This is a genomic window from Paenibacillus konkukensis (assembly GCF_023523925.1).
Lineage (GTDB): Bacteria > Bacillota > Bacilli > Paenibacillales > NBRC-103111 > Paenibacillus_S > Paenibacillus_S doosanensis.
The window spans coordinates 4,481,531-4,493,501 of sequence record NZ_CP027059.1 but is presented as its reverse complement, the minus strand read 5'-3'; the positions used below and the strand labels follow the sequence as shown (position 1 = coordinate 4,493,501).

The 11,971-nt window shown below is 46.7% G+C and carries 13 protein-coding genes and 1 pseudogene; 5 read left to right on the top strand and 9 right to left on the bottom strand.

Annotation, left to right across the window (positions count from 1 at the left end; translation table 11 throughout):
- Nucleotides 1–116 precede the first annotated feature (116 nt).
- Together SK3146_RS19475 and SK3146_RS19470 are read right to left on the bottom strand one after the other, a co-directional pair.
- On the bottom strand, nt 117–548 hold the full coding sequence (locus tag SK3146_RS19475) for a type II toxin-antitoxin system PemK/MazF family toxin (protein WP_249860383.1): 432 nt from the start codon (nt 546–548) through the stop codon (nt 117–119).
- Nucleotides 548–850 (bottom strand): AbrB/MazE/SpoVT family DNA-binding domain-containing protein, encoded by a 303-nt coding sequence (locus tag SK3146_RS19470; protein ID WP_249860382.1) that lies wholly within the window; start codon nt 848–850, stop codon nt 548–550. Before SK3146_RS19470 ends, SK3146_RS19475 begins: the two co-directional genes overlap by 1 nt.
- Before the next feature lie 305 nt (nt 851–1,155).
- On the opposite strand from SK3146_RS19470, the gene SK3146_RS19465 reads away from it, so the two are divergent.
- On the top strand, nt 1,156–1,356 hold the full coding sequence (locus tag SK3146_RS19465) for a hypothetical protein (RefSeq protein ID WP_249860381.1): 201 nt from the start codon (nt 1,156–1,158) through the stop codon (nt 1,354–1,356).
- A gap of 82 nt (nt 1,357–1,438) precedes the next feature.
- Here SK3146_RS19465 and SK3146_RS19460 read toward each other — a convergent pair whose 3' ends face one another.
- From SK3146_RS19460 to SK3146_RS19450, 3 genes are all read right to left on the bottom strand, one after another.
- Entirely contained in the window at nt 1,439–2,137 is a 699-nt protein-coding gene (locus tag SK3146_RS19460; protein ID WP_249860380.1) for a Na-translocating system protein MpsC family protein, read from the bottom strand.
- A 317-nt stretch (nt 2,138–2,454) separates the two neighbouring features.
- Entirely contained in the window at nt 2,455–4,011 is a 1,557-nt protein-coding gene (locus SK3146_RS19455; protein WP_249860379.1) for an ATP-binding protein, read from the bottom strand.
- A gap of 171 nt (nt 4,012–4,182) precedes the next feature.
- Complete coding sequence (locus SK3146_RS19450) at nt 4,183–4,878, bottom strand: Na-translocating system protein MpsC family protein (RefSeq protein ID WP_249860378.1); 696 nt, start codon at nt 4,876–4,878, stop codon at nt 4,183–4,185.
- Nucleotides 4,879–5,174: 296 nt separating this feature from the next.
- Here SK3146_RS19450 and SK3146_RS19445 point away from each other — a divergent pair, with 296 nt between their 5' ends.
- A complete protein-coding gene (locus SK3146_RS19445) occupies nt 5,175–6,476 on the top strand; it encodes an IS1380 family transposase (protein WP_249860377.1) in 1,302 nt (433 codons plus the stop codon).
- A 152-nt stretch (nt 6,477–6,628) separates the two neighbouring features.
- On the opposite strand, the gene SK3146_RS19440 is transcribed toward SK3146_RS19445, so the two are convergent.
- The gene (locus tag SK3146_RS19440) at nt 6,629–7,438 is read right to left on the bottom strand and encodes a VanW family protein (RefSeq protein WP_249860376.1); all 810 of its coding nucleotides are present in this window, start codon (nt 7,436–7,438) and stop codon (nt 6,629–6,631) included.
- Between the two features lie 175 nt (nt 7,439–7,613).
- Here SK3146_RS19440 and SK3146_RS19435 point away from each other — a divergent pair, with 175 nt between their 5' ends.
- From SK3146_RS19435 to SK3146_RS19425, 3 genes and pseudogenes are all read left to right on the top strand, one after another.
- A complete protein-coding gene (locus tag SK3146_RS19435; RefSeq protein WP_249860375.1) occupies nt 7,614–7,997 on the top strand; it encodes a BlaI/MecI/CopY family transcriptional regulator in 384 nt (127 codons plus the stop codon).
- Between the two features lie 48 nt (nt 7,998–8,045).
- Nucleotides 8,046–10,271, top strand: coding sequence for a M56 family metallopeptidase (locus SK3146_RS19430; protein WP_249860374.1), 2,226 nt, complete (start codon nt 8,046–8,048; stop codon nt 10,269–10,271).
- Nucleotides 10,272–10,330: 59 nt separating this feature from the next.
- Nucleotides 10,331–10,540 (top strand): annotated as a pseudogene (locus tag SK3146_RS19425) (hypothetical protein); the annotation flags it as partial.
- On the opposite strand, the gene SK3146_RS19420 reads toward SK3146_RS19425, so the two are convergent.
- Genes SK3146_RS19420 through SK3146_RS19410 form a run of 3 tightly spaced genes read right to left on the bottom strand, consistent with a single transcriptional unit; the run spans nt 10,488 to nt 11,874 of the window.
- The gene (locus SK3146_RS19420; RefSeq protein WP_249860373.1) at nt 10,488–10,925 is read right to left on the bottom strand and encodes an SRPBCC family protein; all 438 of its coding nucleotides are present in this window, start codon (nt 10,923–10,925) and stop codon (nt 10,488–10,490) included. The pseudogene SK3146_RS19425 and the gene SK3146_RS19420 overlap by 53 nt on opposite strands.
- A 2-nt stretch (nt 10,926–10,927) precedes the next feature.
- A complete protein-coding gene (locus SK3146_RS19415) occupies nt 10,928–11,371 on the bottom strand; it encodes an SRPBCC family protein (RefSeq protein WP_249860372.1) in 444 nt (147 codons plus the stop codon).
- On the bottom strand, nt 11,368–11,874 hold the full coding sequence (locus SK3146_RS19410; RefSeq protein WP_249860371.1) for a MerR family transcriptional regulator: 507 nt from the start codon (nt 11,872–11,874) through the stop codon (nt 11,368–11,370). Before SK3146_RS19410 ends, SK3146_RS19415 begins: the two co-directional genes overlap by 4 nt.
- Between the last annotated feature and the right edge of the window lie 97 nt (nt 11,875–11,971).

Below are 11,971 nucleotides of genomic sequence, written 5' to 3'. Positions count from 1 at the left end.
TTCGTGATGAAGGATAGGACTCCTTTTCAACGGCCGCTAAAAATATGCTTATTTTGGAAATAAATAAGAGCCTGCCGCGGCAAGCTCTATTAACAATCGGTACCCATGCAAGCCCATTAGGCTTCGCGTTCCCATTCTTCCTCATCATCTTCAGGAAAGGACATGATTGCCATGACACGATCAATAATACCGATGAAAAACTCCGATTCGGGATCAACCCTACCAATGACAATGGCGTTCCTCGCCGCAAGATCAACAGTTCTAACATTGTTGATAAGAACCACGCCACTTAACTCTGAAAACCGATTTTGCGGCGCCAGCACATGCGTTCCCGGTGTCCCAATCCCTCGGGGAACGGGAAATTCAAACGTGTGTCCCATGATTTGCGTCGTCACCGGAACGGTTAACGCAATCTGGTTTAAGGTAGGATCGATGATTCCATCTGAGATTACGATGGAGGCTCGATAGCCATTTTGCTCGTGGCCTCTGGTCGGATGATGATTAAACCAGACGATACTGCCTCGTTCTACTGTTCCTGTGATCGGCATTAAAACATTTCATCTCCCACCGAATCATCAATAAGTATCCCTTGTGACAATTCCGATTTGTTTTTGCCACGCATGGATAATAACAGCTTACGCAGCTCACGATTGGATTTGCGCTTACTCTGGGTCATTGGCTTCAAGAGGATTCCTTGTTCAGGGATCAGTTGAATTTCAACTTTTGTCCCCACCCCCAAATGCGCAGTTTCCAAAAACTCTTGCGGAATGCGAACGCCCATGCTGTTTCCCCATTTTCCAATGGTTGTCGTCGTCACATGCACCAGCCCTTTCTTGCAGTCTTGAGCCAATAATACCACATCCTTCCGCCAATGTATATCCGAAGTATATCCAAAAAAAACATAAAATGAACTGATTTACAAATTGATTGAAAGCCTTCACTAATATAATACTCAATAAATATGGCTTCGAACCATGCTTAGTTAAATTATCGACAATAGCTTTTGAACGAACTATTTCTTCGAAACTCCAAGGAAAAAATCCCTTCAGTATATATTTTCTGTAAACACGCACTATCTTCTCTTGGCAGAACCGTCTAGCTACTTTATCGTTGGTTTAAAATGATTGCTGTGAAAATAAAGAAAGGACGAGCCCCATGAGAGTATTGTGCATCTTCCCCGACGATTCAACGACGGATATATACGTTTCCGAAATCGGAGAATTTCTGCGCCTCACCCAATTAGTAAATGCCATAACGATGGAGGGGATCAATTACGGCGTGGCTCATACCGAGCTGATTGTGGAAAAAGAATCGTTCTACGTCTCCATGTTATTGAAGCATCGCCATTCACCCTGACATTCCCCATACGTTAAATAAAGGAGCAAGCCGCAGCTGCTCCTTCTTTCATAATGAGATATGACTTTTTGCCCGCAAGTTGTTATGCAATCGGGTTTAAGATAAACACAATGACGCTTCTATCCTTTTGAAAATTCCAGCCGACAAAGACGTCAACAATCCTCGTATTCAGTATTTGCTCCACATACTTGTTGTCTTGCAAATGTTTTTTTTCGAGATGAGTCAGCGCCTGCTTTAAATGATCCTCATCGCTAAGCTGAATCAATTCTTTGCTAAGATCGATTAGAACGCCGCAACGAACAATTAGAAGCGTTCTTTTATTAATCATGCGGGAGTAGATTTGATCCGGCCTTTTTTGGATTCGATGACTCATACAGCTAATTTCATGATGAAGCTCCTCTTTCCCTGCATACTGCTCCTGGGATGCGGACGCCAATGAGGAGGAACCTTCGAACTGACACGCAACAAAAACGCCGGAGTGATTATGCAAATCCCAGTCATAATAAAATTCCTTAATATTCATTCCGGTTAACAGCAGCAGATAGACCTTGATTTCAGGAATGATCGACCTCATCACGACATCTCTCGTATGTTGAATGGCTCGAATTTGTCCTTGCTTTAACAGTATTTTTTCCGTTGGCGTCAGAAAGTTTCGTAAATACACGACAACAAATAGACGGTCCATACTTACATAAATGGATTGTGGCCCTTTACCGAATGCATCTCTGAGTATTTTCCCTATATGGCTTGCAATTTCATTCTGGAAGTGATTTTCATTCATCAAAAATTCATCCTCGGTCCAGGTAAAAACATCCTCGCTTTACCTTAATTAGTAGGATAGTATAATTCACCGTAGATTTTTGCCCTAAACCTCCCCTTAGTAACAAAAAAAAGCCTAAATAAAAGCTGCTAAGCAACTTTAATTTAGGCTTATGTCCAGCGCTATCTCTGGTTCATTACGGCCAACTGGATCTGATCCTCATTCTTGTTGGTATTGCACAAAACAACTGCCGGTTCCCTACATATAATTGATAAGGCAAAAGCGTCATATCTATTACCCAAACCTCATTTTAATAATTTTATCCCTGTTTAGCAAGGTTAAAGCTGATTACCATTTGATGCAAGCTCAAGGGCTTGCTGTAAGGTCCCTCTCGTCTCCACTTTTTCATGCAGAGCAATGCCTAATTCAACCAATGTATGGGTAACTTCGGGTCGTATCCCGGTGATGACGGCTCTGCACCCTTGAATGGCGGCAGCATTCGCGATTTTAATCAGATTCGACGCCATCGCCGTATCCATAGAGGAGACACCGGTTAAGTCAATGAACATTTGTTTCATTTGCAGCTGATAGATGCGATCTAGTATGTACCCCTGAATTTTTTTGGTGCGAAGCGTGTCCAGAGCGCCAACAACAGGGAGTATGGCTATATGACCGGAGAGGGGAATGACGGGTACGGGCAGGTCCTCATTCACCCCTCGTTGAAATTGGATAACCTCATTCTTATACTCGGAGTAACTGGATGCAAAATGTTTCAAATAAGAGTCCAAGTTAAAATTAACCTGCCGTTCCAATTCGAAAAATTGCTTCTGATTTTGTTCGACGCTCTCGTAAAAATTATAAAGGAAATCCCAGTACGTCTTACGCAGCATTTGAATCCATTCAAGCTTCAGTATTAAATCCAAATTATGTCTCGCCCAATTTCTGCCGTGTTCTTTGGCATGCACAATCAAGCCGTGCTCATTGCGTTCATTAAGCAAGAGCACTACCTTGTCCGCCGATTCAAGGATAAAATCGATGTCAATTTCCGTCGATTTGATGGTTTCAATCAGTTCTCTGCCTTGCTGCTTAAGCAATCCGAAAAAGACATCTTGATTATCCGTATAAAAATCCGAAAAATTTTGATTCGGGGCTTGCTTTAAGTTCAATGAAACCACTCCTAACTCATTTGTCGTAGTATGAATCGGAAATTGTACCGAAAATTCAGTGCCTACCCCAAGCTCGCTACTCACATGAATGATCCCGTGATGATCGTGAATCGTCGAAAACACTTGCGCTAGCCCCATGCCGGTGCCTTCCGTCTTGGATGTATAGAAAGGAGTGCCCAGCAATTGCAATTTGTCATCAGGTATGCCGCTTCCGGTATCCGAGACTTGGATGATTAAGTTCTCATCCGATTTATAATGTTTAATTGTAATAGTTCCATTATCCGATATAGCTTCAAATGCATTTTTTAATAGATTAAAAAAAGCTTTTTTCAACTGATTCCTTTTTCCGTATACTCTCGCGTCCGTATCCGAAAACTGTTTATGAATGGTGACTTGATAGGACCGTTCTTGAAAAAGATACAGTAAAGATTCCAACTCGGAACAAAGATTGATGTAATCGAACGGTTCTTGTTCCAAATCCGGTTTAGAAACATGCAATAAATTTTGCAATGTGGAAATGGCATTCTCCAATTCCGAATAGGCATGATCAAGGTATTTATGCGGTGCTTCGTCCTTAAGCAACTGCAGGAACCCTTTAACCGCGGTTAAAGGGTTTTTGACCTCATGAGCAATACCCGCGGCGATTTGACCGACTGAAGCCAAACGGTCCAACTTAAGGTCGGACTCGTTTACCTGATGATTTCCATTTAGAGCAGACAATTTGCGCATCCTCCTTATCCGTTGTGATTCCAGATTCTCCGTCATTTACATCGCATCGGAAGCCCCTGCCCGTCTTCTTTCATTAGGAACGGAATGAAAAAAGCCTAAATAAAGGCCGCTCTCGCAGCTTTTATTCAGGCTTATGTCCAGCGCAATCTCTGGCCCATTAATCCTTTTTTATTAAATAGGATCTAGCACAAAAACAATGACGCTTTTATCCAATTGGAAATCCCAATCCACAAATGCATCGATGATTTTCGTATTTATTACAGATTCCAGATGGTTGTTGTTATGAAAGCGGCTTTTTTCCAGATTTCGTTTCGCCAGCTTTAAATTCCCTTCAAAACCAAGCCGGATTAACTCTTTCTCAATATTGATCAGAATGCCGTTCCGAATCACGAGCAGCGTCCGATCGTTCAGCATGCAGGAGTACGTTTCTTCCGGAGTTTTCTGCACGACATGACTTATATTCTCGATTTCCTGCTGAAGCGCTTCTTTTCCGGGATACTCGCCCTGTTTGATGGCTGCTGCGCTTTCATCATCCGATTCAACCCCTACGAATACACCCGATAAATTATGCAGTCCCCAGTCATAGTAAAATTCCTGAATATGAATGCCCGCAATTAATGACGTATACGCTTTAATTTCGGGAATAAGCGTCTTCATCAGTAAATCCCTTGTATGCTGTACGGACAAAATCTGATCCTGCTCAAGCAGTATCTTTTCCGTAGGAGATAATAATCCCCGCATGTAAAACACGATAAATGGCCGGTGAATGCTTACAAAAATAGATTGCGGCCCCTTCCCGAATGACTCCCTGAGCAATCTTCCGACGTGGCTGGCTAATTCCGATTGGACCGTTTTTTCCTGTTCCATAACCATCATATCCTTACATTAAGGCAAAAGCGTCAAATCTTTCACCCGTTCTCATTGTACCTATATTTTGGATACCAAGCAACTACCTCCTTATTCTATCTTATCCCAATCTTTTCTATACATGCTCTTGCTTGCGCCGGCTTGATTTAAGTCTATGTATGTAAAATTTTTAATTCGTTGATTTCATCCTGAATTTCGAAAGTACTGCGCATTAAAAACATAAAAAGGGCTCCAAATCTTTGGTAGAATGGTGTTTGTCCAGGACAACATCACCCAAAGAGAGGAGCACCTTTTAGGTGAAGTCTACCACACCGGTCAGCAAAATCAAGAGCGAATTTTCGCTGCAGAACGCCACGAGTTTCGGCGGCGTCAAAATCTTTTTGGCCTATCTCGAAAAAATCAAGCTCGCCGAGGCCATGCAGCGCCTTTCCGGCGGCAAAGCGCACAACGCCATTTTTCCTGTTCATCGCATCCTGCTCTATCTAATGGTTGGCTGGATGCTGGGCTGCGGGCGTATTTTTCATTTCCGCAAGTTACAGCACGATGTGTTGCTTTGTCGTTTTCTGGGAGGCCGTCTGCCGCATCACAGTTTGCTGTACAAGGAGCTCGCGCGTCTGGGCAGATCCTGCCCGCAGCTCCCGACGGAACTGCGCAAGCTGAATATGGAAATCATTCATCTCTGCTTGCCGTCCAAGCCAATCCTTGATCTGGACTCCTCGGTGGAGACGGTATACGGGGAGCAGGCCGGCGCGGCCAAAGGCATCAATCCGCATAAGCCCGGACGAAACAGCTACCATCCGTTGCTGGCTTTTGAAGGGCAAACCCACTTGAATCTGAATGCGAGGCTTCGCCCCGGCAACACGCATTCTTCAACCGACGCAATCGACTTTTTGCAGCAAACCTTCGCACTGCTCGGCGAGCGCCAAGTGGCGTACGCCCGGTTCGACAAAGGCTTTGGCGGCGAGGATTTCTACCAACTGTGGGAAGGCCGCAAGATCGGTTACGTCGGCAAAATGAAATGGACCAAACGCCTCGCAAGCGACGTGGCGGCTTGTCGCTACTGGACGCGCTATGTCGACGAGGACTGGATCATCGAGGGCATCACTTTGATTTACAAAGCTACGTCCTGGAAAAAGCCCCGTCGCGTAGCGGTCATTCGTAAGACGCAAGTCTGCGAAGACGGTCAAGGCCGCATCGTATTCGACGAGGACTGGCAGTATGAAGCGATTGTAACCAACCTGGAGTGGGAACCAATTGACCTATGGCGCTTTTACAACCAGCGTTGCTGCATGGAAAATTACATCAAAGAGGCGAAAGACGGTTTTTCCATGGACCGGATCGCGACCAGTGATTTTGAAGCGAATGAAGTCGATCTGCTGATCAAGTTGCTGGCCTACAATTTGTTCGAACGCTTTAAGCGCGATTGTTGCGAACCGATGCATCAGGGTTATACGATTGCAAGATTCCGACTGGAGTTCTTTCATTGCGCGGCGACGCTTGTTCGGCATAGTCGCGCGGTCGTGCTCAAGCTGATCAAGGATTTCGACGGTCGTCATGCATGGAAACGAATCGAAGCCAAAGTGGTTCAATTGGAGTGACGGCTTCCAACATTTCACATGGAAAACAACAATGCCCCTTTCTGGGGAGGGGGGAGTTATCCCCATGTGGATATTGGTTTCAAAATTTCGCTGGTCCCACTCCCACTTATTCACAGTTGTTGATCCGCTCCTGGATGATCGCCACCGCATTCTTATGCGCTTTCGAAATTCAGGTTCATATATTTCACTTCGGAATTGTTTCTGATAATTAACCGCTCATTCATAAGCTTATTATCTTGCCTGCTTATTTCCAGCCTCCATATTTCATTTCCTCTATACCACCTGTTTTCATTTTGGTAAAACCGATGATTTCTTTCTTCCACTTTGTACATCCGTTCCGGCTCCGCGTTACATAATATGGCTCCTTCCAAAAACTCCTCGGATACCATTATTTTATATTGAAATGTCAGGTGTGTCGGGTTATAAAACCGCAAATCGACATAATTGTAAAAAACGCTCGTTCCCGTCCCAAATGGAATTACTCTTCGATCATCGGGGAATATATCGAAACTATGATGATGCCGTTCCTTGATCTCCAGCGGCGTATGAAGAGCCAGCCAAAACAGCATATTGGCCAACTGGCATAATCCGCCCCCCGTACCCGTCCGAACTTCCCCTTGCGATAACATTAAGCCTTCAATATAGCCCTTAGCTTTTGTTGTTTTGCCTATCAATTTCCAAAACGAAAATGTCTCCCCCGGATGTATAACGATCCCGTCAATATGCTCAAGAGCAATGTTTAAATTTTTTATTTTATTTTCTTGCAATATCGGGTCCGAATTCGCCAAGACTCTTCTTAAAACGGATTTGTGCTTCTTACAAACAAAATTAAACGCATCAGGCCTTCTGCCGCGCGCGTATGCGATGTTCGGATTTAAATTTCTAAGATGCCTGTTCCATATAAGTTGTTGAACTCTCCACTGGTATAAAAAAGGAAAATACTTCAATAATGTTTTTTTCATGCGAAGAACCCCCCGATTTCTAAGCGTCTAAGCCTCAACCATTCCAATCATACCATAATTAGGAAATAATGGTTCATCAATAAAATCCCCTGCCTCTTGACTTTTTTCGTTTACAACCGTAAACTTAAACTATCGTTTACACGTGTAAATTATATTATTGGAAAAGGTGACGACGTTGAACAGTACCCCTCATATTACCGAGGCCGAGAGCGAAGTGATGAAGCTGCTATGGCAGAAGGAGCCATTGACGGCTATCGAGATTATCTCCCAATTGAAGGATCGAATGGACTGGTCGGACCAGACGATCAAAACCTTCCTCAATCGGCTTCACAAAAAACAGGCGATCCGATTTGAAAAGTCAGGCAGGAACTACTTGTATTACCCGCTGGTTACCTACGATGAATATGTCAAAGCCGCAAACCGATCGTTCCTGGACCGGATGTATAACGGGGCCGTCGGCATGCTGTTCGCCAAGTTTCTGGAGGAGGAGAAGCTCTCCGAAGGCGAAATTGAACAGCTTCAGCAGCTATTGGAGCAGAAGAAAAGAGACGGCAGCTAAGAGCGGCGGACAGCATCTGTCATGAGGACGCAAGAAGGAGAAGGAATTATGAAATGGATTGAAACCGCATTTGATCTCATGTGGACGGCATCTCTGGCATCCACGATCATCATATTGCTGCTGCTTTTGATGCGCCGGCGGCTGTACAAGCGTCTCGGCCCTCGTATTGTTCATGTGCTGTGGCTTCTTGTGTTAATCAAGCTGCTTGTTCCTATTGCGCCGCAAAGTCCGGTCAGCTTCTTTAATCTGGTGCCTCAGAACATGCAAGATTTTTCCTTTTGGCCCAAATCGTTTCAGGAGGAGCATCCCGCTTCTTCAGCAACCGAAATGGCGGCCGCGCATAGCGAGACTGCGGATAGCAGCCCTGCTCCTGAGCCGCAGCTGACGGAAGAGCCGGCTAGTATTGCGAAGCCTTCCTCTTTCTCTTCGGACTATCCCTTCGAACAAGCTCGGGACAAGCAGCCGACATGGTTCGCGACGGGCTCCCTGGTGTGGCTTGCAGGAATGCTGTCTTTGATGATGTACTACCTGGCTGCTGCTCTGAGATTCCATAGAAAAACGGGCGCATCCCGCAAGCTCGATAACGTCGAGGCGCTCGCCGTCCTGGAGGCGTGCAAGGAGAAGCTCGGCATCACTGCCGCTATTCCAGTCTATGAGACCGATTGTCTCCATAGTCCGTACATTTACGGCTTGTTCAAGCCGAGAATCTATATCCCCGCGGACATTGTTACGATTGCCGATTCCCGCCAGCTTACGCATATTCTTCTGCATGAGCTGACCCATTACAAGCGGAAGGATCTGTGGTTCCATTTTCTATGGACATGGGCGGCGCTGCTCCACTGGTACAACCCGGTCGTCTGGCTATCTGCGAAAAAAGCAAGAGCCGACCGGGAAGTCGCATGCGACGCCGGCGTGCTTGAGGTACTGGGTGAGCAGGAATCTTCCTCCTACGGCAGGACGCTTCTCATGCTGTCGCGGTTATTTACCCGCAGCGCTTCGCATCGGGTTACTCTTTCGCATTTTTCAGAAAACAATAAAGAAATGAAACGGAGGATCACGATGATCGCCAAATTCAAAAAAGGCACATATAAGCTGTCCGCGGCTGCCGTTATTCTGATTGTCGCCTTAAGCGCGGTGATGCTCACGAATGCTTCGGAGAGCGCTTCCTCATTGAAGATTCAGAGGGTAAATGACTGGTCCAAATGGTTTCATAATTTAGGAAGAGCCAATGAGTTTGCCGGCTTCCCGTTCAAAGTCCCCGATGATCTTCCCGACGGCTATCAATTGGCTAGTATCGATGTTGACGAGAAATACGTAAATCGTACGGACAATCAGGTTACGATCAACTTCGTATCCAATCACGGTACCGATGACGAGAAGCAATTCGAAGTGATCGCCTCTACGGGAAATATAATTCATACAGCGCTCTCTCAGCGGCTCGAAGGAGGGGAAACGCGGAAAATCCCGGGTCCGTCATGGGGAGAAGCGCAACCTCAAACCTATATACAAGACGAGGTTACGTATGCGAATAAGAGAGGGATTCTAGTAACGACCGTCCAAAAATACGAGCTTCATCAACCGGAAATCGAAAAAACCTTCTTTTGGCGCGATGACGCCGTATATTATGCCATTCGATACTATAGCGAAGATCATACCCTGGAGGAAGGACTGCCGCGCAATCGGAGAAATCTTACCCAAGACGAATTGGAGCGCATTTTGCAATCGTTCCGATATCCGCAGCAGCTCCAGCATGTCAGCTACGACGGCAAGGGCAATTCATTTCCGATCTATGATCAGAAGGATTTGGCGGAGGCGGAGCGGCTTCTGGGCTTTACAGCGAAATTCCCGCTCGCGCTCTCGAATAACGGACTGAAGCTTGCGGATTCGGTCATGCTCCAGGCGGGGGATCAGAACACCGACTATGCTTTCCGGCACACGGTGAATGCGCTGAGAAATTTCTACTGGGCAGCAGACGATTCGGGTAAAGGGAGCCTCACGGTGTACCAGAGCCAATCGCCGCTTATCGATGGATCGCAGTTAGCGCTGAATCGCGCTTTGGACATGAACGGCATCCGCCTATCGGTCTATAAGGACGAACATCATGTCTATGGCGGACCCTATTACCGCGACGCCGACCATGCGGAAATCATAACTGAAACTTACTACTTATGGAAGCAGAATGGCATTTATTATGCCGCCAATGTAGACGATCGCGATATCAAGGAAGAGGCCTACGATGATCTTGTGCAGTCTTTCCTGCTCGCGTCTGAATAAGGCTGAACGTGAAAAGATAGGAATCATGAACTTGTTCGCTGGGGATTGCCGGCCGCGAGGATGAAATATACCAAAAAGCTTTTGCTCACGGAGCAAAAGCTTTTGTCGAACCGAACCGTCTCGCACTGGGAGAACCGCCGCTTATAGTAAGAAATGCCCTAGTTCATAGCCCTAACGGAGAAGTGATCGAGTTTATGGAGAATGTCGCTTTCGAGCCTAGGCCAATTTCGCCAGCAGCTCGCCAAGCCGGTCGAGATTCTGTTCATTAGCTTCTATACAGATCGGCTTAGCTTGCTCAAACTCTTCCTTTTCCTTGAAAAGTTGACGGAAAGTGACCCTGGTGCCGCCTTCGAAGCTCTCGAAGGCGGCCGTTATCCGAAATTCGTGGCCGGATAAATGATCAAGCACGACCCGCTCCGACGGCATGATCTCAACAAAAACGTTAAGGTTAGGATAATCCACGCCGCCCGGTCCGTGCATGGTGAACCGCCAAGTGCCTCCCGGCCTCATATCGCACTCGTGAATCGTATTCGTGAAGCCTCGCGGCCCCCACCATTGAGCCAGTAAATCGGGGGTTGTCCAGGCCTGAAACACGAGTTCCCGCGGAACATCGTACTCGCGCACAGCAATAAGTTCATTTTCACCTGCGGTCATGCTCATAAATCTCCTTCTACTGCCTTGCCCAGAGCGTCCAGCATGATGTTTGTACCGTGCTCCCGTATTTCCGGGGTATCGTGTCCGTCAAAGAACGCACCCTGCTCCGTGAAAATCAGCTTCGTTCCGCCCTCCAACTTGATCAGCTCGACCGTTGTGATCGAGACGGAGATGCGTATGTCTCCCGAATCCAGCGTGTACGTATAGACAATGCGCTGCTCCGGAACTAGCTCTTGGTAAATGGCGTCGAAGGTAAAGATCGGCCCTTCCGGCGGCCCGCCGCTGCTGTACTCCCGTCCGCCAACCCGGAAATCGAAGATGTCCGGCTTCGAAAACCACTTGGCTTTGGCCGTCGGGTCGGCCCATGCCTGATACACCCGCTCCGGCGAAGCGGCATAAGTCCGCTCTACGACGAAAGTTCCATGCTTGACAAATCGTTCGTTCATTCATTTTCCTCCTTATGTTTCGGACTTCCGCTCTCTTCGGCAAGAAAGTCTCCCAATAAATCCAAATGTCGTTCCCAACTCGTCTGCCGCTCAATAACCGGCTTCTCCAAATCCATCTTCATCGCTTGCAGAAGGCTCGTGAAATCTTCCACCGTCAATTCCGCCTTGCCCTGCAAAAGCTTGGATACATGTCTGAGCTGCTCCAATAGTTTCTGCTGCAGCTTGATCTGCTCTTTGATTTGATTCATTTGCAGGCCCACGATCTCAAGCGGACTGATCTGCCCGCCGCTTAAGGCCGACTTAATCTCCTCAAGGGATAAGCCCAGCTCCTTAAGCGATAATATCTGATGCAAGCGTGACAAGTTCGCTTCACTGTACAGCCTGTGACCCGATTCCGTCTGTCCGGATGGAGACAACAGGCCGATTTGATCATAAAAGCGCAGCGTTCTTACGGTGAGCCCCGTCAGCTTGGCGAGGTCCCCGACCTTCCAATGTCTCTTCATTAACCATCTCCACTCTTTGGCGCTAGCTATGTACCGGTAGCTCTATTGTAAAACATTACGTTACGTAAGGTGCAAGCAAAAGCTGCAAACCGTTTTC

Bases quoted from the DNA above. Each gene is read 5' to 3' on its own strand.
- SK3146_RS19475 (WP_249860383.1), bottom strand. From the start codon at position 548: ATGCCGATCACAGGAACAGTAGAACGAGGCAGTATCGTCTGGTTTAAT.
- SK3146_RS19465 (WP_249860381.1), top strand. From the start codon at position 1,156: ATGAGAGTATTGTGCATCTTCCCCGACGATTCAACGACGGATATATAC.
- SK3146_RS19460 (WP_249860380.1), bottom strand. From the start codon at position 2,137: ATGAATGAAAATCACTTCCAGAATGAAATTGCAAGCCATATAGGGAAA.
- SK3146_RS19455 (WP_249860379.1), bottom strand. From the start codon at position 4,011: ATGCGCAAATTGTCTGCTCTAAATGGAAATCATCAGGTAAACGAGTCC.
- SK3146_RS19450 (WP_249860378.1), bottom strand. From the start codon at position 4,878: ATGGAACAGGAAAAAACGGTCCAATCGGAATTAGCCAGCCACGTCGGA.
- SK3146_RS19440 (WP_249860376.1), bottom strand. From the start codon at position 7,438: ATGAAAAAAACATTATTGAAGTATTTTCCTTTTTTATACCAGTGGAGA.
- SK3146_RS19430 (WP_249860374.1), top strand. From the start codon at position 8,046: ATGAAATGGATTGAAACCGCATTTGATCTCATGTGGACGGCATCTCTG.
- SK3146_RS19420 (WP_249860373.1), bottom strand. From the start codon at position 10,925: ATGACCGCAGGTGAAAATGAACTTATTGCTGTGCGCGAGTACGATGTT.
- SK3146_RS19415 (WP_249860372.1), bottom strand. From the start codon at position 11,371: ATGAACGAACGATTTGTCAAGCATGGAACTTTCGTCGTAGAGCGGACT.
- SK3146_RS19410 (WP_249860371.1), bottom strand. From the start codon at position 11,874: ATGAAGAGACATTGGAAGGTCGGGGACCTCGCCAAGCTGACGGGGCTC.